The organism is Pseudomonas sp. S3_A09 (assembly GCF_054668065.1).
In genome coordinates, this window is record NZ_CP162752.1 from 4,738,569 (window position 1) to 4,760,305 (window position 21,737).

Annotated in this window: 24 protein-coding genes and 1 pseudogene; 16 read left to right on the forward strand and 9 right to left on the reverse strand. The window is 57.5% G+C overall.

Annotation, left to right across the window (positions count from 1 at the left end):
- Positions 1–7: 7 nt before the first annotated feature.
- Both AB4N92_RS22275 and AB4N92_RS22280 read left to right on the forward strand, forming a co-directional pair.
- The gene (locus AB4N92_RS22275; protein WP_460128249.1) at positions 8–760 is read left to right on the forward strand and encodes a phage minor tail protein L; all 753 of its coding nucleotides are present in this window, start codon (positions 8–10) and stop codon (positions 758–760) included.
- A 2-nt stretch (positions 761–762) separates the two neighbouring features.
- A complete protein-coding gene (locus tag AB4N92_RS22280; RefSeq protein WP_460128251.1) occupies positions 763–1,527 on the forward strand; it encodes a C40 family peptidase in 765 nt (254 codons plus the stop codon).
- Positions 1,528–1,739: 212 nt separating this feature from the next.
- Here AB4N92_RS22280 and AB4N92_RS22285 read toward each other — a convergent pair whose 3' ends face one another.
- The 3 genes from AB4N92_RS22285 to AB4N92_RS22295 form a co-directional block, all read right to left on the reverse strand.
- Positions 1,740–2,357, reverse strand: a complete 618-nt coding sequence (locus AB4N92_RS22285; protein ID WP_010211407.1) for a hypothetical protein — start codon at positions 2,355–2,357, stop codon at positions 1,740–1,742.
- Positions 2,358–2,448: 91 nt separating this feature from the next.
- A complete protein-coding gene (locus AB4N92_RS22290) occupies positions 2,449–2,604 on the reverse strand; it encodes a hypothetical protein (protein WP_460128252.1) in 156 nt (51 codons plus the stop codon).
- Complete coding sequence (locus AB4N92_RS22295) at positions 2,594–3,196, reverse strand: DUF6338 family protein (RefSeq protein ID WP_460128254.1); 603 nt, start codon at positions 3,194–3,196, stop codon at positions 2,594–2,596. The genes AB4N92_RS22290 and AB4N92_RS22295 overlap by 11 nt, the downstream gene beginning before the upstream one ends.
- A 164-nt stretch (positions 3,197–3,360) precedes the next feature.
- On the opposite strand from AB4N92_RS22295, the gene AB4N92_RS22300 reads away from it, so the two are divergent.
- The 9 genes from AB4N92_RS22300 to AB4N92_RS22340 all read left to right on the forward strand — a co-directional run bounded on the left by AB4N92_RS22300 (position 3,361) and on the right by AB4N92_RS22340 (position 12,380).
- The gene (locus AB4N92_RS22300) at positions 3,361–3,735 is read left to right on the forward strand and encodes a DUF2513 domain-containing protein (protein ID WP_460128255.1); all 375 of its coding nucleotides are present in this window, start codon (positions 3,361–3,363) and stop codon (positions 3,733–3,735) included.
- Between the two features lie 25 nt (positions 3,736–3,760).
- Positions 3,761–4,180, forward strand: coding sequence for a hypothetical protein (locus AB4N92_RS22305; protein WP_460128258.1), 420 nt, complete (start codon positions 3,761–3,763; stop codon positions 4,178–4,180).
- A 55-nt stretch (positions 4,181–4,235) separates the two neighbouring features.
- Positions 4,236–4,829: a tail assembly protein gene (locus AB4N92_RS22310; RefSeq protein WP_460128259.1), complete on the forward strand. Its 594-nt coding sequence runs from the start codon at positions 4,236–4,238 to the stop codon at positions 4,827–4,829.
- Positions 4,830–4,888: 59 nt separating this feature from the next.
- The gene (locus tag AB4N92_RS22315) at positions 4,889–8,452 is read left to right on the forward strand and encodes a TipJ family phage tail tip protein (RefSeq protein WP_460128262.1); all 3,564 of its coding nucleotides are present in this window, start codon (positions 4,889–4,891) and stop codon (positions 8,450–8,452) included.
- 328 nt (positions 8,453–8,780) lie between these two features.
- On the forward strand, positions 8,781–9,416 hold the full coding sequence (locus tag AB4N92_RS22320) for a hypothetical protein (RefSeq protein ID WP_305469209.1): 636 nt from the start codon (positions 8,781–8,783) through the stop codon (positions 9,414–9,416).
- Positions 9,417–9,425: 9 nt separating this feature from the next.
- Entirely contained in the window at positions 9,426–10,919 is a 1,494-nt protein-coding gene (locus tag AB4N92_RS22325; protein WP_460128264.1) for a hypothetical protein, read from the forward strand.
- The gene (locus AB4N92_RS22330) at positions 10,919–11,296 is read left to right on the forward strand and encodes a hypothetical protein (protein ID WP_198729836.1); all 378 of its coding nucleotides are present in this window, start codon (positions 10,919–10,921) and stop codon (positions 11,294–11,296) included. The genes AB4N92_RS22325 and AB4N92_RS22330 overlap by 1 nt, the downstream gene beginning before the upstream one ends.
- 56 nt (positions 11,297–11,352) lie before the next feature.
- A complete protein-coding gene (locus AB4N92_RS22335) occupies positions 11,353–11,886 on the forward strand; it encodes a glycoside hydrolase family 19 protein (RefSeq protein WP_460128266.1) in 534 nt (177 codons plus the stop codon).
- Positions 11,883–12,380, forward strand: coding sequence for a DUF2514 family protein (locus AB4N92_RS22340; protein ID WP_460128268.1), 498 nt, complete (start codon positions 11,883–11,885; stop codon positions 12,378–12,380). The genes AB4N92_RS22335 and AB4N92_RS22340 overlap by 4 nt, the downstream gene beginning before the upstream one ends.
- Before the next feature lie 266 nt (positions 12,381–12,646).
- Here the strand turns inward: AB4N92_RS22340 and AB4N92_RS22345 are convergent, their stop codons facing one another.
- Both AB4N92_RS22345 and AB4N92_RS22350 read right to left on the reverse strand, forming a co-directional pair.
- Positions 12,647–13,129, reverse strand: a complete 483-nt coding sequence (locus tag AB4N92_RS22345) for a hypothetical protein (RefSeq protein ID WP_198729839.1) — start codon at positions 13,127–13,129, stop codon at positions 12,647–12,649.
- A gap of 344 nt (positions 13,130–13,473) precedes the next feature.
- On the reverse strand, positions 13,474–13,953 hold the full coding sequence (locus tag AB4N92_RS22350; RefSeq protein ID WP_232920620.1) for a DUF3617 domain-containing protein: 480 nt from the start codon (positions 13,951–13,953) through the stop codon (positions 13,474–13,476).
- Positions 13,954–14,102: 149 nt separating this feature from the next.
- On the opposite strand from AB4N92_RS22350, the pseudogene AB4N92_RS22355 reads away from it, so the two are divergent.
- Positions 14,103–14,207: pseudogene (locus AB4N92_RS22355) on the forward strand (lysis protein); the annotation flags it as partial.
- Here the strand turns inward: AB4N92_RS22355 and AB4N92_RS22360 are convergent.
- The 4 genes from AB4N92_RS22360 to AB4N92_RS22375 all read right to left on the reverse strand — a co-directional run bounded on the left by AB4N92_RS22360 (position 14,194) and on the right by AB4N92_RS22375 (position 18,972).
- Positions 14,194–14,880 carry an SOS response-associated peptidase family protein gene (locus AB4N92_RS22360; protein WP_198729841.1) on the reverse strand — a complete coding sequence of 229 codons (687 nt, stop codon included), beginning with the start codon at positions 14,878–14,880 and terminating at the stop codon, positions 14,194–14,196. The pseudogene AB4N92_RS22355 and the gene AB4N92_RS22360 sit on opposite strands and share 14 nt — an antisense overlap.
- 28 nt (positions 14,881–14,908) lie before the next feature.
- Positions 14,909–15,271, reverse strand: a complete 363-nt coding sequence (locus AB4N92_RS22365; protein WP_010211391.1) for a hypothetical protein — start codon at positions 15,269–15,271, stop codon at positions 14,909–14,911.
- A gap of 206 nt (positions 15,272–15,477) precedes the next feature.
- Positions 15,478–16,662, reverse strand: coding sequence for a tyrosine-type recombinase/integrase (locus AB4N92_RS22370; protein ID WP_198729842.1), 1,185 nt, complete (start codon positions 16,660–16,662; stop codon positions 15,478–15,480).
- Positions 16,663–17,892: 1,230 nt separating this feature from the next.
- Positions 17,893–18,972, reverse strand: coding sequence for a hypothetical protein (locus AB4N92_RS22375; RefSeq protein WP_010211389.1), 1,080 nt, complete (start codon positions 18,970–18,972; stop codon positions 17,893–17,895).
- Between the two features lie 157 nt (positions 18,973–19,129).
- Between AB4N92_RS22375 and AB4N92_RS22380 the strand changes: the two genes are divergently transcribed.
- The 4 genes from AB4N92_RS22380 to AB4N92_RS22395 are packed head-to-tail and all read left to right on the forward strand — an operon-like array spanning position 19,130 to position 21,727.
- The gene (locus AB4N92_RS22380) at positions 19,130–19,432 is read left to right on the forward strand and encodes a PepSY domain-containing protein (protein ID WP_183703881.1); all 303 of its coding nucleotides are present in this window, start codon (positions 19,130–19,132) and stop codon (positions 19,430–19,432) included.
- Positions 19,432–19,743, forward strand: a complete 312-nt coding sequence (locus tag AB4N92_RS22385; RefSeq protein ID WP_010211387.1) for a PepSY domain-containing protein — start codon at positions 19,432–19,434, stop codon at positions 19,741–19,743. The genes AB4N92_RS22380 and AB4N92_RS22385 overlap by 1 nt, the downstream gene beginning before the upstream one ends.
- Complete coding sequence (locus tag AB4N92_RS22390) at positions 19,743–20,411, forward strand: response regulator transcription factor (RefSeq protein WP_010211385.1); 669 nt, start codon at positions 19,743–19,745, stop codon at positions 20,409–20,411. Before AB4N92_RS22385 ends, AB4N92_RS22390 begins: the two co-directional genes overlap by 1 nt.
- Positions 20,408–21,727 (forward strand): sensor histidine kinase, encoded by a 1,320-nt coding sequence (locus AB4N92_RS22395; protein ID WP_010211383.1) that lies wholly within the window; start codon positions 20,408–20,410, stop codon positions 21,725–21,727. The genes AB4N92_RS22390 and AB4N92_RS22395 overlap by 4 nt, the downstream gene beginning before the upstream one ends.
- Positions 21,728–21,737: the final 10 nt, after the last annotated feature.

The following is a 21,737-nucleotide window of genomic DNA, read 5'->3' on the forward strand; positions in this document are numbered from 1 at the left end:
ACCGCCCATGGCACTGATCACGGACATCCAGAAACTGGAGCCCGGCGGCGAGATTCGCCTGTTTGAAATCGACGGGACCGAGTACGGCGCCGATTACCTGCGTTTCCACGGGCACGCGATTCCGCACACGCCCGAAGAGCTGCTGGCCTACGAGCACTCGGAAGAGGATCTGCCAGCCAAGTCCATCTGGTGGCAGGGCGAGGAATACGCGGCGTGGCCGGTGCAGATCGAGGGTATTTCCTCCAGCAGCGACGGCACCGCCTCACGCCCGACGTTCGCCGCCGGCAACATAAACGGTCGCGTCACGGCGCTGTGCCTGGCTTTCGAGGACATGCTCAAGTTCAAGCTGACGGTCCGTGAGACGCTAGCCCAGTACCTGGATGCGGCGAATTATCCGAAAGGCAATCCAACTGCCGACCCAACCCAGGAGGCGCTGGAGATCTGGTACATCGACCAGAAAACCAGCGAGGACGGCGAGGCGGTGGTATGGGAGCTCTCCTCCCCGGGTGAGATCGATAACCACGGTCTGCCCGGGCGCCAGATGACGACGTTTTGTCACTGGGCCATGACAGGGGGATACAGGGGCCCTGACTGTAACTACACGGGGACAGCGATGTTTGATGACGAAGACAACCCCACGGATGACCCCTCGAAGGATCAGTGCAAGGGCTGTCTGTCGTCCTGCAAGCTCAGATTCGGCGAAAACGAAGAGCTAAATTTCGGTGGATTTCCCGCTGTGAACTTGATCAGCAGGAGTTGACTATGCGCAAGCACATCATCGCGGCGATCCAGGCGCACGCTGCAACCGAGTACCCGAGAGAGTGTTGCGGGCTGTTGTTGGCGATAGGGCGCGCGCAGAAGTACTTCCCATGCAGGAACATCGCCACAGAGCCGAACGAAGAGTTTCGGCTCGATCCCGAGGATTACGCCGCGGCGGAAGATTTGGGCGAGGTGATCGGGATCGTTCACTCGCACCCGGATGCCACCAGCCGGCCGTCACCGCATGACTTGGCCATGTGCGAGGCCACGGCCTTGCCCTGGCACATTCTGAGTTGGCCCGAGGGCGACCTCAGGTCGATCACGCCAACGGGCAGCACGCCGCTGCTCAATCGCCCATTTGTTCATGGGGTTTGGGACTGTTGGGGTATTTGTGCCGAGTGGTACCAGCGCGAATGGGGTCTGGAATTCGAAGCCTTCAAGCGCGCCGACGGCTGGTGGGAAAACGCGGAAAGCGCCAGCCTGTACGAGCAACACTACGAGGCGGCCGGGTTTGTACGCGTCGACCGGCCGCAGCGCGGCGATCTGATCGTCATGCACGTCGGGCGGACGGTTCACCCGAATCATGCCGGGATCTACCTCGGCACCGATCCGGTGCTACCAGGGGAAGAGTCGGGCGCCTTCGGGCCTGGGCCGTTCCTGCTGCATCACCTTTATGGACGACCTTCAGAAATCATCGTCTTCGGCGGTCCCTGGCATGAACGAACACGCCTGATCCTCAGGCACAAAGACGTAATACAACCAACATGATGTGGCATTGGCTTAGGAGGCGAGCGTGAGAGAATTATCAAGTTGGCTCACGGCGCAAAGCCACGCGAACCTGGCGCGCTTTGCAGAGCGGTTGCCTCATGAGTTGGAACAGGTAATCGTAACCAGTGCGATGACTGAGGCTGCCATGGAGTACATCTACAGCCTCTACGATCCGTTAATGTCCACTCACCTCTTGGAGGAGGTATTCCGGATCATGGCAGTTCTTCAGCCGAAGGTTCTGGCAAAGACAGAAGTGCCTCATTCACCTTGAACGAGATAGCGTCTAGATTGGCAAAAACCTTTACGAGAGCATGTTCGGGAATGTCAGGATGCTGAATCAGGCCGGCGAACAAACTCAAAGCCGAAAACGTTGTTATCAAACCCACCGAAAGCTGCTTGAGACTGTGCAGGCTGAATTCCTTGGCGAAAGCTGAGTCATCGCTGTTCCTGCGCATGATGTTAGTGGCTTGGGCAGCCTGCACTCCCTCGGGAGAAGGTGTCCATTGCCAATGTGCGACCTCGTTTCGCAATAGCGATAGCTTCCGATATTCGCCGATAGCTTTCGAGAGCCTTGCGTTCAGCTCAGAACTGATTGGCGGTTGCTTCGCTTTCGCCATGTCGAGGATGGCTTTTGTCATGCCTCCGGCTTTCAGGTTCAGGGATTGAATCAAGATGTACGCAGTCGCGGCGGATACTCCGGAGAGCGTCACGAATAGGTCAAGAAGAGGTGGGTCGCATAGAGCGTGATTAATGACGATCTGCCCAATCTCCTGCTTCATTTCATCACTGGGGCCTGCTCTATAGCCCCAATTTTCGTATTCGTTGCCCATAGCGACCTCCAGGTCCTAAACGCGCCGATATTGGCGCAACCCCAGTCCTTGGGCTTGCAGGCGAAGGACTAAAGTATTGCCGAGCCTTTCTTTATTTTTTTTGGGGTGGTGGTGGTGGTGGTGGTGGTGGTGGTGGTGGTGAAAAAAAATTATCTGGCAGTTTTTTTGTGTTTTTTGGCGAGCTATTGAATTCTTCGTTCCCGGTTACACTTTGCAGTTTATCAGCGATTTTCTTATCATTGCTCATCTTTAACTTCTTCAATGAATTCAATAAACTTAATGTCTGAAATATTAATAAGTATTGAGTTGATTTGATTGTTTGTGTACGTCTTCGTATCATCCATCCAGCGGGGATTTCCTATCCATATCACTCCTGTTGATATTTCGTTTGGATATGATTTGACTGCGCCGCATAGGCGCCTGTCATCTTTAAAGTTTACAATTACTTTGCTTTCTGAGTTTTGCCTTAAAATATGTATAAAGTCATCTGCAGATGCTTTTTTTGTTATTTTGTATCTTCTGGCCTTATCGAAAATTATATCGCGATTGCTTGCGTAAGCTAAAGCGCAACCCATAATTGTTGCGAGAATGATTGAGTATATAGTTGTATGCTCGGCGCCCCACTCTCCAAAGCTTACGAAATGGCCTAGAAAATAAAAAAGCTTTTCTAATAGTCCAATCATTAGGCTTATTATTGCTGTAAGAACTAGCGCTTGAATTACTCGCTCAAACTGAGTGGGCTTAGGTGCTGATGCAAACCAGTAAAAAGTCATCATTGCAAAGAAGCCAGGAAGCAACTGCTGTAAAAGCGGAATGATTTTCTCTGAAACGTCGTCCATTGAACGGGCGGCCTGTCCTAGGGTGGCTGAGGTCAAAATGCTACTATCTGACGCTGTCGTATTGCCACTGGTATTCCATCCACGCTGGATGCCTAGACAGGCCCGGCGTGCTATTGGATTAATGCTGGTGCTACCATTCTGGTTCGCCGCCGAAGGACGCCATGATGAAACTTGATAAAGAGATAGTGCGCGAGATCCTGCTTGCCGTCGAAGCTAACGACGATGCTCAGAGCTGGATGACTTTGAAAATTGAAGGCAGGTCTGATAAAGAGCTCTCCTATCACGTGATGCTTCTTGATGAGGCTGGACTGCTATCGGGCATCAGCCTGGGCGGCATAGGTCATTTTGAATGGCAGCCCAAGCGGCTTACGTATCGGGGTCATGAGTTTCTGGATGCGGTGCGTGATGGCGAAGTGTGGAGGCGAACTAAGGAAGGTGCCGAAAAGGTTGGCGGTGCAGGCCTTGGAATGCTTGTCGAGCTGGGAAAAGCCTATGGCAAGCAAATTCTCAAAGAGCGCTTGGGCATTGAACTGCCGTAATCACACAAACCAAAGAGGCAACGACATGCGGATTTTGATAGCTGCGGCGGTGGCGATGTTGGCGGGGTGCGCCTCATCGGCGATCTCAGTGCGGGATGCGAAGCCGGTACCGTCCGATGAGGTCTATGCCTTCCAGACTAAACCGGCTGGCGAGAGCGGAAAAATCACCGTGGTACGCGACTCGGGCGCTGTCGGCTCTGGCTGCGACATTGTTGTTTATGTCGACGGCCGCAGGGCTGCAAAAATCGGTACTGGTCAGCGGGCTACATTCTACCTTCCCCCGGGATCGCCCAATCTGGGCGCCGGCCTAGCGGGCTCTGGCTTGTGCGCAGGCGCTGCAATTCGAACCATCGCAGCGACGGTTCAGCCTGGCAAGGAAAGCCTGTACCGCATCAGCGGCGACATGGCCGGGTTCTACATTGGGCCCTATGTCGATTACAACTGAACCAAGAAAGCCATGAAGCCGCCTCCGGGCGGTTTTTTATTGTCCGGAGAAAGTGATGCAGGCATCAGCGATCAACTATCAACCCATGACAACGATTCGTCTGCACGGGCAGTTACGTCAGTTCGGGAAGTCGTTCAGGCTCGCGGTGAAATCGCCGGCGGAGGCGATCAAAGCGCTATGCGTGCAGATCCCTGGATTCGAGCGGTTTCTTTCGAATGCCAAGTCTCGCGGCCTTGAATTCGCGGTGTTTCGCGATAAGCGCAATATCGGGGAGAAGGAGCTGAGCTACAACGGTTCCGGAGACATCCGCATTGCGCCCGTGGTCGTAGGCAGCAAGCGCAGCGGCATTCTTCAAACCATCGTCGGTGCGATCTTGATTGTTGTGGGTGTTATTTTCTCTGCAACGCCTTTCGGTACTCCGCTCATAGGAGCGGGCATTGGTCTTGTCGCCGGCGGTGTTATTCAGATGCTGAGCCCTCAAGCCAGCGGGCTTAAAACCAGCGCTGCGCCCGAGAATACCCCCGGCTACGCCTTCGGCAGCGCCAAGAACACCACGGCATCCGGTAACCCTGTACCGCTCTGCATCGGCGAGCGCCGGTGGGGCGGCGCGATTATCAGCGCTGAGATCTACGCAGAAGATCGCATGTAACTATCACTTGCAGCACCGTAGCCGCCCATGAGGCGGCTTTTTATTGCCTGGAGGAAAGCATGGGCGCAGCACACAAAATCGACGTTTATGGCGCCAAGGGCGGATCGGATAAGCCCAAAACACCTACTGAAGCGCCGGATAGTCTGCGCTCTGTCGCCATAGCCAAAATGCTGATCGCCGTGGGCGAGGGAGAGTTCGAAGGCACGCCTACCGCGCGAGACATCTTCCTCGACAACACCCCGCTTCAAGACCCCCAAGGCAACATGAACTTCCCGAACGTTAAGTGGGAGTGGCGCACCGGGGCGGTAGACCAAACCTATATCCAAGGCATCCCGTCGATCGCGAACGAAACAACGATCGGTACGGAGCTGCGCAGTGGCACGCCCTGGGTTCGAGCCATCACCAACACTCAGCTTTCTGCTGTGCGCGTGCGCTTTGCCTGGCCGGCACTTCAATCGGTCGATTCGGGCGGGAACATCAACGGGTACACGATTGGCTACAAGGTCGAGTTAGCAACTGACGGTGGTGCGTACCAGGAAGTGCTGAATGAGGCCGTGTCCGGAAAGACTACAAGCGTCTACGAGCGCACGCGCCGCATCGATTTGCCGAGGGCGAGTTCGGGTTGGCGGATGCGGATCACTCGACTGACTGCAAACCAGAACAACAACAAAATCTCCGACACCATGCAGATTGCTGGCTTCACCGAGGTAATCGACGCGAAGATTCGCTACCCGAACACCGCGCTACTCTTCATTGAGTTTTCCGCAGAACAGTTTCGCAGCATCCCGGCCGTGACCGTGGGCTGCAAGGCTCGAAAATGGTCGGTACCGAGCAACTATGACCCCGCATCGCGCACATACAGCGGCGTGTGGGACGGTACCTTCAAGGAGGGCTACACGAACAATCCGACCTGGGCGACGCTCGGCATCACCACGAACGACCGCTTCGGCCTCGGCCGCCGCATCAAGCCGTGGATGGTGGACAAGTGGGAGCTGTATCGCATCTCGCAGTACTGCGACCAACTGGTGCCGGACGGGAAGGGCGGCCAGGAGCCTCGCTTCATCTGCAACCTGAACCTGCAGAGCAAGGCTGACGCATGGTCGCTGCTGCGTGATATCTCAGCCATCTACCGTGGCATGACTTACTGGGCCCAGGGCCAAGTGTTCACCCTGGCTGATATGCCTCGGGCTACCGACTTCGATTTCGCCTACACCCGGGCGAACGTCATCGATGGCAAGTTCACCTATTCCAGCGCTTCGGAACGCACCCGCTACAGCCGTGCGCTGGTCAGCTACGACAACCCGCTGAACAACTTCGACACCGACGTCACAGCTGTGACCGACCAGAAGCTGCAGCGACGCTACGGCGATAACCCACTGGAGATCAGCGCCATCGGCTGCACCCGCGAATCCGAAGCCCAGCGCCGCGGTAAGTGGGCGCTGCTGACCAACTCCAAGGATCGGGCCGTAGGCTTCAAAGTCGGCTTGGATGGCCGTATCCCGCTGCCTGGTTACGTGATCCCAATTGCTGACGAATTGCTTGCTGGCCGGCCGGTCGGTGGGCGCATCTCGGCGGTGAATGGCAAGGTCATCACCCTGGATCGCGACACCCAGGCCAAGCCCGGCGATCGGCTGATTCTCAACCTGCCCGACGGCAAATGCGAGGGCCGCACCGTGCAACTGGTCAGCGGCCGGCAGGTCACCGTTACCGTTGCCTACTCCGTTGCGCCCGAACCCGAACTGGTGTGGGCGCTGGATGCCGACGATCTGGCAATCCCGTTGTACAGGGTGGTAAGCGTGGCCCGGCCGGAGCCAGGCGTGTTCGAGATCTCGGCCGTGCAGTATGACCCGAGCAAATTCGCGCACATCGACACCGGCGCGCGCCTGGAAGAGCGCCCAATCAGCGTTGTGCCGATCACCGTCGTTCCGGCGCCGGCGAGCGTCACGCTGACGTCGAGCTACGCGGTGAACCAGGGCATCGCCATCAGCACCATGAACATATCCTGGCCCGCCGTGACCGGAGCGGTCGCCTATGACGTGGAGTGGCGCAAGGACAGCGGCAACTGGATCAAGCTGCAGCGCACGGGCACTACAAGCGTGGATGTCACCGGCATTTACTCGGGCGCCTACCTGGCCCGCGTGCGTTCGGTGAGCGCCTTCGAAATCTCGTCGATCTGGAAGAACTCCGACCTGACCAACCTGGAAGGGAAGGTAGGCTTGCCGCCGGCGGTTTCATTCCTGACCACCACCAGCGAACTGTTCGGCATCGGCATCAAGTGGGGCTTCCCTGCTGGCGCCGAGGATACCCAGCGTACCGAGCTGTGGTACGGCCCTGCGAACGACCTGGGAGCGGCGACCAAGCTGGCCGACCTGGCTTACCCGCAGGCCGATTACCGGATGCAGTCGCTTCTGGCGGGCGCAACCTTGTTCTTCTGGGCGCGCCTGGTGGACCGGACCGGCAACGTCGGGCCGTTCTATCCGGTTGGCAACGGTGTAACGGGGATGGCGAGCGCAGACGCCGATCCTGTGCTGGACTTGATCGCCGGCCAGGTTGGGCGCACTGAGCTTGGTCAGGACATCCTGGACGAGATCGATAAGATCCCAGGCTTGCAAGATCGGATCAACGCCTTGGACGGTCTGAAGGGTTACGACAAGGATGCCACCTACCTGAAAGGTCAGATGGTCGTGGAGGGCGGGAGGATCTATCAGGCCGTCCAGAGCGTTCCCATCAATACTCCGCCGCCCAACGCTACCTACTGGCTTGATGTTGGCCAGTCGGTAGAGACTGCGAATGGACTGGCACAGCAGGTATCCACCAACACCGCCGACATTACCAAGCTCGACGGCGTGGTCACCGCCCAGGCATCAAGTCTTCAGGTGCTGCAGGCGGCGTACAGGGATGACACCGGCGAAGGCGAACTCGCGGATGCGCTACAGGGGTTTAACGCCAAGGCGAGCTTTGCGCAGGAGGTGAAGACCCAGGCCACGAAGAACGCGGCCATGGTTCAGCGTACGACTGAGTTGGCCGCCGAGGTGGGCGATGTCAGCGGATCTGTGACCGACTTGGAAAGCGTTGTGGTCAACGACCGCCAGGCCACGGCCCAGGCCATCCAACAGATTGGGGTGCAGATCGGTGATAACTCAGCTGATATCCAGACGGTAAGCCAGGCCCAGGCCAGCACCGATGGCAAGCTCTCCACCATGTGGTCGGTGAAGATGCAGCTCAACCAAAACGGGCAGTACGTCGCGGCGGGGATTGGGCTTGGCATCGAGAACGTGGATGGTCAGTTGCAGAGCCAGTTCTTGGTGAGCGCTGACAGGTTCGCTGTGGTGAACAACATCAACGGGATTCTTTCTTCGCCATTCGCGGTGGTGAACGGTCAGGTTTTCATGCGCTCAGCCTTCATCCAGGACGGCAGCATCACCATGCTGAAGATCGGAGAGGCGCTGCAGTCCGACAACTATGTCGCTGGTGTTCAAGGGTGGCGCCTCGATAAAGCCGGAAACTTGGAGTTTAACGGCCCGGCACCTGGTGGTGGTCGCCTGACGATGACCAATCGTGCAATCAAGGTGTACGACGAAAACAACGTCAAGCGGGTGCAGTTGGGGGATCTGACAGCATGATCGGAGGAATCAGGATATGGGGGCCTACTGGCCTCCTTGAATTGGATGAGAACTCATTCACCGTGAGGGTTGTTTATTCAGCCCTTATCGGCACGGTGGGCAGTAGTACTTTTGTATCCATCCCCGGAGTGAAACCCTCTACTCATATCGGGATATGTTTGCCTAATGGGCAGTACTCAGGGGACCCATCCGGCCAAGACGCAAGTTTGTCTCAGTTCGATGTACAGATGCTTACGGACGGAGTTCAGGTTTGGTTTAGAAATAGAAATATGCCAACCGGCAGAGTTGGGACATCAGTTCAGCGACTTCTAGTATTCAGGTATAGATAATGTCACATGGACTAACATTTAATAATAACTCAGATGTTGTAACGCTTGACTCTGAGTTTGCACGGCTGGTTGTTATACACAAAGGGATCTATGGGCCGGGTGGCGGTGATTTTCCATCGGTGATCACGTCGCAAGAACCACCGTTAATTTTTGTCAGACCTTCAACCGGGGGCTTCCAATGGGTGAGCCTTAAGGGCTCTCCCGGAAACTGGACGGGGTTCATCAACGGGGCAAGCGGAGGGTCTGGGTCTTTTTTTGTTGCGGCCTATGAGTCCGCACCAACTGCCAAATATGGTCTCAGGTTGTGGGACGGAGACGCAAAACAACTATTCGACAATGGAACGCCTTGCGCACAGTTTACGGATGTAGTTGCTGGCTGGGCTTATGGGGGCGCATCGAATCCTTCTGTAGGGCGATGGATTTCCACGTTCTATGCCGCTGTTCCTTTGAATACCGGAAACTACATGCTGATCAATAATATTGCGATGAATATACCGGGCGGAAGCACCTTCTCGCTTCTTTCTTGTTTCTGGGATTACGCAAACAATCGTGTCGTTGCTCAGCTGCAAAATATTGGGGACTTTAACGGTTCAAGTTTCTTCCTGCCGTTAATGTTTGCAAAGCCAATTTCTTAGGAGGCTTAAATGGCCTGGTATAAAACAGGAACTGTTGCCGTTGCGGCCGACAGTAACGCGGTAATTGGCACCGGCACGGCATTTATAGCAAACGCGCGAGTGGGTGATGCTTTCCGTGGGCCGGACGGCCGGTGGTACGAGATCACCAACATCGCGAGCAATACGGCCATTTCCATAGCCCCGAATTACCAAGGGGCGACAGTCGCTGCAGGGGTGTACACCATTGCCCCGATGCAGGGCTACGTCAAAGAGTCAGCTGATCGGCTGCGCGCCATCACCGACCAGTTTAAAGACCTGGATCAGGAGGTGGCCAATGCGCAGGCCTCGGCCGCTGCGGCAAAGTTGTCAGAGACCGACGCCAAGACATCTGAGACCAACTCCAAAGCATCCGAAACCAGTGCCTCTACGTCTTCCACCACCGCCACCGGCGCCGCGACATCTGCAACGGTATCCAAGAACGCAGCGGCCACCTCTGCGACCAATGCCGCTACCTCTGCGGCCAATGCGCTGACACAAGCCGACCGGGCGAAGACCGAGGCCGATAAGCTTGGCAACGCCAATGCCTTCCTCGCCGCGGTTGACTCGGTTTCCGGAGTGGTGCCTCGCTTTAAGGGCGCTGTTCAGGTTGGATCTTCTGGTGGCCTAACTCTTCGCCGAGAAGATGTCACAGATCCAAACTCGACGGCGAATGTAAGGTTTGTTTACTCAGCTGATAACAGTGTGCGGCTGATTGATGATGCTCAAGGTTTGACCCGAATTCAGATAGGCGCGCTTGGTGGAACTCTTTTTGGTGGTGTTATTACTACCAATGGCGGCGGAGTGAATATCAGGGCTACTGCGGACACAGAGAATGCGTTTCTTTGGTTCAGTGATAAAGCAGGCGGAAATCGAGGTGCGGTTTATTGTGAGCCGTCAGGCGCTCTGAAACTTTCCCCAGGGTATGGACAGTCTGGCGCAGGTCCAGCTGTAACAATCACTAAGGCTGGCGTGCTGGTCACTGGTGCTGGTGTGACTCTAAGTGCTGGCGTGTTTATAACAACTTCCGGGGATATTATTTCCAGTATTTGGGCTGGCGGAAACCTCTCTGGATTTATTGCGTTTATTGATAGGAAGGTTGATCTAAAGCTTGACTCGGCTGCCGCCGATTTTGCAATTATCTATCCCAATGGTGGCACTGCAGCTGCTCCGGGGAACATTGTTTCGGCATCTAGATTTACCTCAGACAACCCATTTCCTGGGTTTCATGTGATGACGGTATTAGAGGTCCTAATTGGGGGCGTCTGGTCAGAACCCAGGCTTGACGGTAATGCGGGTAGTGGTGGCGCATCCTACGGCGCATATGCACAGCAGATCCTGCCGACGGACAAGATCATCTGTCAGGCTGGTGCGAGTGGCGTTGCATTGCCAAGCGCTTCTACCGGAGGCGGGCATGGCTATACAGGTGCAGTTCTGACCACCGCACCAGTGCGCGTAAAGGTCTGGAAACTTAAGGGGGCGATCTAATGATTCGATTTTACGCAAGGGTAGGCTCGAACTTCTTCGAGGGCGACGAGACGGACAAAGGCCCTGATGAAGGCTGGATCGAAATGGAAGGGGAGAGGCCCCAAGGCGATAACAGCATGGACTACACGGCTCAGGCCGATGGCACATGGGCAATTACCCAGGAGACGCTGATCGCAAGGTTGAGCGTGTTGGAAAACGCTTGGCGTGAAGAGCAGATGCCGATCGCCCAGCAGACGGTTACAGCAATCGACTTTGGCGAGGAAGACATCGTTGGCTCCATAGAAGACTGGAAGCTGTACTGGCGCGCCCTGCGCAAGTGGACAGCGGACAACCCTGACTTCCCCGACATGAGCAAGCGACCAGTTCAGCCAGCCTGAGCCGGTAAAGAACACACCAGCCGCCTTGAGCGGTTTTTTTGTGCCTGGAGAAAAGCATGCCGATCACTGAGCAGCAGTTGCTGCAGATCCTCCCTAACGCCGGCCACCAAGCCGGCGTTTTTGTTCCTGCCCTGAACACGGCTATGAACCGCTATGGCATCGTGGGCACCGCGCGCGCAGCTGCATTCATCGCCCAGGTTGGGCACGAATCCGGCCAACTGCGCTACGTGCGCGAGATTTGGGGGCCCACTGCGCAGCAGCTCACGTACGAAGGCCGTGCCGATCTGGGAAATACCGTCAAGGGTGACGGCTCGAAATACCGAGGGCGCGGACTGATCCAGATCACCGGGCGGGCGAATTACGCTGCCTGCGGCGAGGCGCTGGGCCTGGACCTCATCAGCAACCCGGAACTGCTCGAGCTGCCCCGGCACGCGGCGATGTCTGCGGCCTGGTTCTGGTCCACCAAAGGGCTGAACACGCTGGCGGATCAGGGTGACTTCACGAAGATCACCCGCCGCATTAATGGTGGTCTCAACGGCCTGGAAGATCGCTTGCAGTTGTGGGAGCGGGCGAAAAAGGTGCTGGCATGACGCCGGTGCAGAAGCTGCTCGCGCTGCTGGTGGCGGTGGCCATCGGCTTCGGCGCTGCCTGGCAGTTGCAGGACTGGCGCTATGGCACAAGGCTGGCAGGCATCGGCAAGGCCCAGGCTATCGCCGTCACCAAAGCGGGCAACGATGCCCGCGCCGAAGAACAGCGCCGCCAGGCGTCCGTGAACAAGGAGGCAAGCAATGCGCGAGAACAGAACAAAGCTGCAGATGTTGATGCTGGTGCCGCTGATGCTGCTGGTGACCGGTTGCACGTCGACGCAGGCAAGCTTGCCGCCAGTGCCTGCCCCGGCGATTCCGGAGTTGCCCAGCGAGGCGCGTCAGCCACCCGCGCCGCAATGGTGCTCTCCGACCTGCTCCAGCGGGCTGACAAAAGAGCGGGAGAATTGGCTGCTGCGTATGACCGAGCCCGAATAGCTGGGCTGGCCTGTGAGCGGAGCTATCAATCGATGACCTACATTCGTGGTCGAGAAAATTAGCATGATCTCAGTTCATTTAGGAAAAGCAGAATAGGACTCCGTCGACTGAGTGGCGGCAGCACATGGGCTATGAGCGGCATCTGTCCGCAGCCTCCAGAGCTTGTCAATTAGCTCTGAGGCTGGGCGGACTACACTTTTTTTGCCAGAGTGCTTCCATAATCTTGAACGACTTCCGCTGTGGGACTCATTCCATAGAAGTAGTGGATGTCGTTGATGCCTCTCTGGTAGTCCTAATATTGACAAGAAAAGCCATCACACTCGGCTTTTCACTTATTTTGAAAGGAGCTAAGTCTTTTCAACGACCATCGTCTGACGCCTTCAGAAAATGTAGGACGAGGAGGCCAGACAGTGATTCTTTCGAAATCTATTTCTAAAGCGTCGCCGACAAAGCGCCCTTTAAAGGTGCGGACATCAGTGTAGACCGTCTCACCCGTTCTACTTAGGAACGGGGTTCGCGAAACCGCGTTTAAGTCGTTTCCAGTTCGTGTGTATGGCACCGGGCTACCAACATCGAGACCGGTGCCTTTGATATAGGAGTCAATTTTTTTGAGTACATCATCGGGTTTTTCTACAGTGCGCCAATATATGAAATGACCGTCGTCAGTAAATACCAAATAGACGTGCCAAGGGGCGGTGGCTGGTCTCTCTCCTTCGGAATACCACACTTTCTCGCGCGCGCCAGAACTGACGCTTGTTGTGCAACTAGAGAGGAGCAATAGGCAAAATGTAGCAATCAATAAGCGATTCATATTTCCTTCCTTGAGTTAACTATCCGGCTCGAAGCGCCGCGCGCCGGCTGGCTCTAAAAATTTTTAACTACTTTTGCCTTGCCGATCCGTAAAGTTTGTTCAGTACTCTTAACTCAAGCACTGCCACGAAAACGCAGAGCGCCAAAATCCAAGACTGAAGACTCTCTTACGATGGAGTCACCCCAACAGACCAGCGCTCACAAAAGCGAGCCCAAGATCATCCCGAAGGATATATGGAACGCCTAGAAGCTGCGAGGGCACTGACCTCAGCCACCATTGAGCGTTATACGTGGCAATCGATGCAGCTGCATTCGATGTCCGTCAGCGATGACGCTTCGAACCTTTCATCTATTGGAGTATGGAGAATTGATCTTCATTCCTCCGCGCATTTTTTTCACGCCCGGCTCCATATCCGCCGGGCACTCGCCCTGAAAGCTGCCATTGATCACTGTTTGTTGCCTTTCAATTTTTCCATTTAGCTCGAACGACGTATCGGCCGTCAGTACATAGGATTTCGCAAGGTCACCTTTGAAAGATCCGGCCATAATCGCCTCAGGGCAACGTGATTTGAAACTGTAGCTATCGACGTTACCGCTTTTAGATTCGATTTTGCACTCCTGTTCGAAGTCACTCCAGAGGTCGTCATCTATAAGCCTGTCTTTCTCATGGTCGACGCATATTTCCCAAGAAAATGGCGAGGTGGACGGCGTAACCTTCCACAAACCTGAAGCGCGTTGCAGACGCAGCGATGGTTCAGCGGCTGACGCCAAAAATGTTACTGAGAAAGCAATTGCAGTCGACAACAATATGGCGAAGAACTTCATCATGCATCCTATTTGTAGATGATCACGTTGAGCAGGATACTTCGAAAACAAGTGCTCCTCGCTTCGAAAGAGTCATTGATTCCCAGCTGCGCGCGTAAACTGCCCACGGCATGGTCAGCGTTACTCGCGTAGCCCGCAATACCCAATGTGCTCCAGCACATGCTCAACGAATTATCGCCATCACCAACGACGGGGATAACGCCGTGATTGCGCTGCGGGCATGCCAGGCGTATGTCAGGGCTATTGCGCGCTGACGGGCCGGATTAGTTCGGAGCCTTTGTTACGCACATTGCCCACGGCCGTGTCGACCTTGAACCATTCGAAGACTTCGGCCGGTTCGCCTTGGTGCAGCACCATCTGCTCGGCGCGTTCCTTGGGCGTGGCCGGGTCCAACCATTCCCGGGCAAGATCCGGTGTCAGCACCACGGGCCGCCGGTCGTGGATGTCCACCATGCCGCCAGCGCTGTCGGCGGTAATGATGACGAAGCCGTCATGCTCACCTGGGCCTTCATCAGCATCCGGTAGCTGACCGATTGCGGCACAGAATATAGGTTCACCATCCCGCCGGCGGATCAGGTAGGGCTGCTTCTTTGCCCCGCCTTCATCCACCCATTCAAACCAGTTATCGATTGGCGTGATCGCCCGGTGCGGCCAGATAGCCCGAAAGAACGGGCCGTGGGCGACTTTCTCCACGCGTGCATTGATTGGTGCCGCACGATCTTTCGCCCAGTGCGGTCGCCAACCCCAGCGAACGGGATCCGCATGGAGCATGTCGCCCTGCATGTGCAACAGCGCAACTGCGGAAGTCGGTGCGACGTTGTAGCGCTCAATTGGTTGATCTCCCACGGAGTTCGCCAAGGCATTGGGCATGCTCAAAGCTGCAACAAAGTCATGGATCCCTCGGTATTGCGTCAGTCGTCCGCACATGATCCTTCTCTCCAAGCGTCAACTAAGCCTAGCTGGTACTGTGGGACTGGGTTTGACGAATCTCGCCTAGAAGCCGCTGATTCTCCCTGAACAGCTGGTCGCGTTGGTGAGCAACCAATTCCAGGCTTCGAACTTTTCCGGAAAGCTCTGAGTTCTCGAAGTTGTTCCGTGCGATATTTTCGAGAGCTTTTTTGAGCGCAGCCTCCGCCACGGCCTTGCCGGTGACCAGCAGATCATTCATCTGGACCAGTCCTGCGATATTCGCCCGGGCCTTTCTCAGTAAAGCTTGGGTTTGGATGAGCTCATCCTCGAGCAGGGCGCATTGATGTTGGTACATTTCCAGAGGCGTAGGGCAGCCAAGCCACTCAGAGGTGTCTTCGTCGATGTTCATGATGGGTAAACTCAAATGCTGTATATGTATACAGTAATCGAGGCCTTACGGATTTGGGAGTGGTGTTCGTCGGCAGGACGCCAGGCATGGATGCATCTTGTACCAATCGTTGTTCCCTTGAGGGACGCTTCGGGACCTCAGAAGTCGCTGAAACCCCTTGTCTAGCGCCTTTGGAATACTCCAGCTAATCCGCACAGCCTGATCATTTAGGTCGGCGAAGTGGTTGGTGTAACAAGATCGGCCCATTCCTGCATCATCCCTCGGCGCTGATCTAGATAGGTGGCGTGGTTATACACGTCACGGATGAAGCTACTATCGGCGTGCGCAAGCTGTCTCTCAATCCAGTCACGGTTGTACCCACGTCCGTTCATCTCGGTGGAGAACAGGTGACGGAACCCGTGTGGTGACTGGATGCCGGTGAGCCCGCAGGAATCCATGACGTTGTTGGCGTAGTTTGTCCCGATCGGCGCGGTGGTGCTGTTGCGGTTGATGAACACGTACCGCTTGTCGCCGGTGATGGGGATCATGCTCTCGAGTATGGCGATGGCCTGTGTCGATAGCGGGACTGCGTGATCCCGTCGCATCTTCATTTTCGCGGCAGGCGTGGTCCATATCGCGGCGTCCAGGTCGATTTCCGACCATTCGGCGTGTCGGACCTCACCTGGACGGGAAGCGGTGTAGATCATCAGCATCAGCGCGGCTTTCAGCTGTTGGCCTGAGGCGCAGTCGCGGATCGCCGCCATAATCCTGGGCATTTCGCTGAACGGAAGGAATGGGTGCGGCTTGTGCTGGCCCATCTTCTCGGTCACGGCGTGCATCTCGGCGGTTGGATTCGCCTCGATGACGCCAGTAGCGATGGCATAGCTGAACACCTGGCTCATGCGCTGGCGTACCTTCACGGCAGTGGCCACAGATCCCCGCTTTTCCACCCGGCGAATCAGCGCAATGACATCGGCCCGCTTGATAGCGTCGATCTGCCGATCGCCAAGCGTTGGCAGAACATCCAGCGCCATGGCATTGCTGATCACCCTGTAGGTGCCCGGCGAAATGCTCCCCTTCCTGAACGCCAGCCATTCGTCATAGACACGACGGAAGGTTTGCCCGCCTGCCGCGATCATCCCGGCTTTCTTTTCCCTTCTTGAATCGCGCGGATCTACTCCATTTGCGATGTCCTCTCGCGCCTCGTCCCTACGTGCGCGCGCTTCCTTAAGGCCGGTCTCCGGGTAAGTCCCGATCGAGATGCGCACCTGCTTTCCAAGCCATGTAAATCGAAAATGCCAACTCTTTACGCCGCTTGGCGCCACATAGAGTGAAAGGCCGAGCGAGTCGGGGATGGTGTATCCATTTTCCCTGGGCTTTGCCTGCTTCGCTGCTGTGTCCGTGAGTGCCACTAGTACATTGCTCCACGCGTTCAATTTTGAATGTACTGGATAATGTACTAACTGTTTTGCATTGGGAAGGTATTGAATGGTACGCGGTGATACGCCTAAAGCTAAGACTAGCGGGCGCTTATGGAGATGGTGATTCGAGGCGGTTTGTGGCGGGAGGCTACCGTGGAATTCTTGAAGATTTCCACAGTGTTTTCAGCTCGGTCGGTGTCTGGCAGGCGGCGAGTTTAACAGCTTGATCCGTCGCTGCGCATACCGTCCCTCTGTAGGGCGCGGCTTGGGGCAAAATGTAGATTGCAGGTGGCGAGGGAGCTTGCTACCGATGGAGGCCTGACAGCCGGTCGCGATCTACCTGTTATCCCGCGATCCAAAATGTGGGAGCGGGCTTGCCTGCGAAAGCGGCCCGACAGACGACCACAATCTAACTGCTACCCCGCACTCCAAATGTGGGAGCTGGCTAGCCTGCGAAGGCGGCCCGACAGACGACCACAATCTAACTGCTACCCCGCACTCCAAATGTGGGAGCTGGCTTGCCTGCGAAGATGGCCTGACAGCCGACCACAATCTAACTATTCCCCCGCACTCCAAATGTGGGAGCTGGCTTGCCTGCGAAGGCGGCCCGACAGACGACCACAATCTAACTGCTACCCCGCACTCCAAATGTGGGAGCTGGCTTGTCTGCGAAGACGGCCTGACAGCCGACCACAATCTAACTATTACCCCGCAAACCAAATGTGGGAGCGGGCTTGCTCGCGAAAGCGGCCTGACAGACGACCACAATCTAAGTGTTACCCCGCACTCCAAATGTGGGAGCTGGCTTGCCTGCGAAGGCGGCCTGACAGCCGACCTGGATGTTGGATCTGACCGGGTATATATCCGTTATTTAGGTAACGGCGGCTATTGGTTCCGCCCTTACGGCGGGTCACTTTCGAAAAGCGCGAAAGTAACCAAAGCGCTCTTGCCCCAACACTCGGCACCTCGCCTAGGCTCGGTGTGCCCGTAATCCGACAGGGATTTGGGGGGCCGCCGCCACGCGCCATCCATGGCGCGGGGCGGCTAAACCGGCATCCCTGCCGGTTTACCCCCCAAATCCCTGTCGAATTCCGGCCAGCGTGTTTGACGGGGCGCCTAAGATCAAAAGCAAGAGCAAGAGCAAAAGCAAGAGCAAGAGCAAGAGCAAGAGCAAGAGCAAGAGCCGCTCGCTTCGCATCGTGGTTAGCGGTGAGGTGGCACCTACAGGGGCTGTAGGCTCTCGCCCAATCGGCCGTTGTCCGCCAATGCCAGAAACTCATCGCCCAGCCGCTGGCTTTCGCTCATCGCGGTCTGCCAGTATTTGTTGCGGCTAGGATCGTCACCCATGAAGCGCTTGAAGTCGCTGCGGTCCGGCAGTTTGCCGTGGGGCAGGCGGGCGAGGTAGTCCTTGGACGGTGCCAGCAGCAACACGTCCTGCAGACCTTGCGGGTTGCTGCGCCGCCACGGCAGGCCCTTGTCGAACCAGCCGGGGATGACCCGGTCGGTGAAATGCGGGTACAGCACGATGTCGTCGCCGTGGTAGGGCAGGTCGAGGTGGTAGTCCAGCAGGCCGCCGTCGCGGTAGGTGCCGGCGCCTGCGCCCGGCAGGTCGCGCACGCCTTGCATTACCATGGGGATCGAGCCCGAAGCTAGCAGGGCCTGGCGCAGGTTACCCAGTTCCAGGGCCAGGAAGCGCGACGGGAAATCCTTCAGTGGGTGCACCGGTGGCGCCTGGCGCGGGTCGTGGATGATCAGCCGCTCAAAGTGCCGCGACAGCCGCGCGCGGCCGCGCAGGTTGTCGGCGATCACCGACGACAGGCCCAGCCCGAGGCGCCCACGGTGGTCATCGGCGAGCAGGCCGTGGCTCTTGACCACCATGATGTTCAGACGATAGTTCGGGTTATCCAGTAGCTGTGCATCGCGACCGGCCAGCAGGTCGTCGAGCATGCGTTGGCAGCTCTGGCTGACCTCGGCCATGGTCACGCCTTTGGCAAAACGTTGCTCGTTGTACAGACGACCGAGGTCCAGCAGGCCTTGCACCGGGTCGGGCAGGCACGCGCTGGCAAATCGCCAGGAGCCGATGGACGCCCCGATCAGCGCCCGTTCCCGTGGCGCGCGGGGCAACCAGTCACCGAACAGCGCCAGGTCCAGGCCCTGGATACCCAATGCCTTGGGGCCGCCGGCCGCGCCGGGCAGGATGCCGACGTCGGCCGGTGTGAGGCCTTGCGCACGAATACGAGCAAAGGCGCGTTTGCCGGCCTTGAGGGTCAGGGCGGGAAACTTGATGTGGATAGCTGTCATACCGGTCTCTGTTCGAGCGAGCGGGGCATTATAGAAAATCTCGCGGAATGTGTGAAAAGGCCTTGCCTGGAATTGCCATGGTGGCAATTCAGTTTCAGTTAAGTTGCAGCGCGTACGGTGACCGGCGTAGGAAAACATCCTGTAACGGAGACATATCATGAAGCGCCTCACCGCTCTGGTCGCCGCCGGTATGATCGCCCTCATGGCGACCCAGGCCCGAGCCGTGGACCCCGACAAGCCACTGAAAGTGCCTGCCACTGTTACTATTGTCGCCTTCGATAAACTGGAAGCCGCGGCCCTGGCCCTGCACCCCGGCTCGACGCTGCTGGATACCGACCTGGACGAGGCCTACGGCAAGTACGTCTACGAGGTCGAATTGGAAGATGCCAAGGGCATCGAATGGGACGTTGAATTGGACGCGCTCACCGGGCAGGTTCTCAAGAATCATCAGGAAACGTAATGAAGGTTAATCTATGCGCCAGCAGTCGTGCCGCGCTGGTGCTCATGGCATTCTGCTCCAGCCTGGCGGCCCGCGACCTCAATCAGGATGAAGCCTTGTCGCTGCGCCAGCAGGGGGTGATCCTGCCGCTGGAGCAGCTGTTGCACCAGGCCATGGCGCGGTATCCGGGTTCCCGCCTGCTGGAAGCCGAACTGGAAAAGAAGCACGGCCAATATGCCTATGAAGTGGAACTGGTGACCACCGAAGGCGTGGTGCGCGAGATCAAGCTGGACGCCAGCACCGGTGTGCTGATCAAAGATGAGGAAGACTGATGCGCCTGCTCTTGGTGGAAGACAACGTCCCCCTGGCCGATGAATTGCTGGCCGGGCTGCAACGCCAGGGCTATGCCGTCGATTGGCTCGCCGATGGTCGCGACGCCGCGTACCAGGGGCGTAGCGAACCCTATGACTTGATCATCCTCGACCTCGGGCTGCCCGGTTTGCCTGGGCTTGAGGTATTGGCGCAATGGCGTGCCGCCGCGCTGGCCACCCCGGTGCTGATCCTCACCGCCCGCGATTCCTGGGCCGAGCGCATCGAAGGGCTCAAGGCCGGCGCCGATGATTACCTGAGCAAGCCGTTTCACCCCGAGGAGCTGTACCTGCGCATTCAAGCGCTGGTGCGTCGCTCCCACGGCCAGGCCAACCAGCCCACCTTGCAATCCGCCGGCCTGCACCTGGATGAAGGCCGCCAGTGCGTGCTGCGCGATGGCGCAGAGATCCCGCTGACCGCCGCCGAGTTCCGCCTGTTGCGCTACTTCATGCTGCACCCCGAACAGATCCTGTCGAAAAGCCATTTGGCCGAGCATTTGTATGACGGCGAAACCGAACGCGATTCGAATGTGTTGGAAGTCCACGTCAACCACCTGCGGCGCAAGTTGGGCCGCAGCGTGATCGAGACCCGCCGCGGCCAGGGTTACCGGTTTGGCGCCAGCCCTGCATGAAGTCGATCCAGCGACGCCTGAGCCTGGGCCTGGTCAGTGTCATGGTGATCGTAGGCGTGGTGCTGGCACAAACCAGCTTGTGGCTGTTTGAAGCCGGTTTGCAGCGTTACCTGGAAGCCGGGTTGCGCAACGACGCCGAGAACCTGCTGGTGGCGCTGGTGCGTGGTCCTAACGGTGTGCAGTTGGATGAACAACGCCTGTCGCCAGCCTATCAGCGTCCGTTTTCCGGGCACTACTTCCGCATCGACTTTGCCGACACCCACTGGCGGTCCCGCTCGCTGTGGGACCAGGAACTGCCGCGCCTGCCCGAAGTCGGGATCAAGGGCAATCTGCAACTGGGACCGGAAGGCCAGCAACTGCTGGTGCTGCGCTCGGACTACAAACGCTTTGGCCAGCCGATTTCCATCAGCGTGGCCCAGGACTACACCCCGGTGCGGGAAAGCTTCCGTCTCATGCGTCAGATCGGTCTGGTGCTAGGGCTGGCGGCGCTGCTGCTGGTGCTGATCCTGCAACGGATCACCGTACGGCGCGCCTTGCGCCCGCTGGAAACCGCGCGCAACCAGATCGCCCAACTGCAACAGGGCCAGCGTTCACAGCTCGATACCCAGGTACCGCTGGAACTGGAACCGTTGGTGGCGCAGATCAACCACCTGCTGGCTCACACCGAAGACAGCCTCAAGCGTTCACGCAATGCCTTGGGCAACCTCGGCCATGCCCTCAAGACCCCGTTAGCCGTGCTGTTGAGTGCCGCGTCGAGCGACGCGCTCAAGGATCGCCCCGAGCTGAGCAAGCTGTTGCGCGATCAATTGGAGCACGTGCAACAACGCCTCAACCGTGAACTCAACCGCGCGCGCCTGGCCGGGGAAACCCTGCCGGGCGTGCTGTTTGACTGCGAAAAAGAACTGCCCGGCCTGCTCGCCACCCTCAGCATGATCCATGGCGAACACCTGGACCTGAACTACCACGCCGCGTCCGGCCTGCAACTGCCTTGGGACCGTGAAGACCTGTTGGAGCTGCTCGGCAATCTATTGGACAACGCCTGCAAATGGGCGGATGCCGAGGTGCGCCTGACCGTCACGGAGACTGGCCGCAACTACCTGTTGGCGGTGGAGGATGACGGTCCCGGCATTCCCGAAACCCAGCGTGACCAGGTGTTCAGCCGTGGCACGCGCCTGGATGAACAGATCCATGGTCATGGCTTGGGGTTGGGGATCGTGCGGGACATCGTCGAGGTGTGGGGCGGGGTGTTGCAGTTGCAGGAAAGCGAGCTGGGTGGGTTGAAAGTGCTGATCGAATTGCCGAAGCGCCAAGGATAAACCTGGCGCC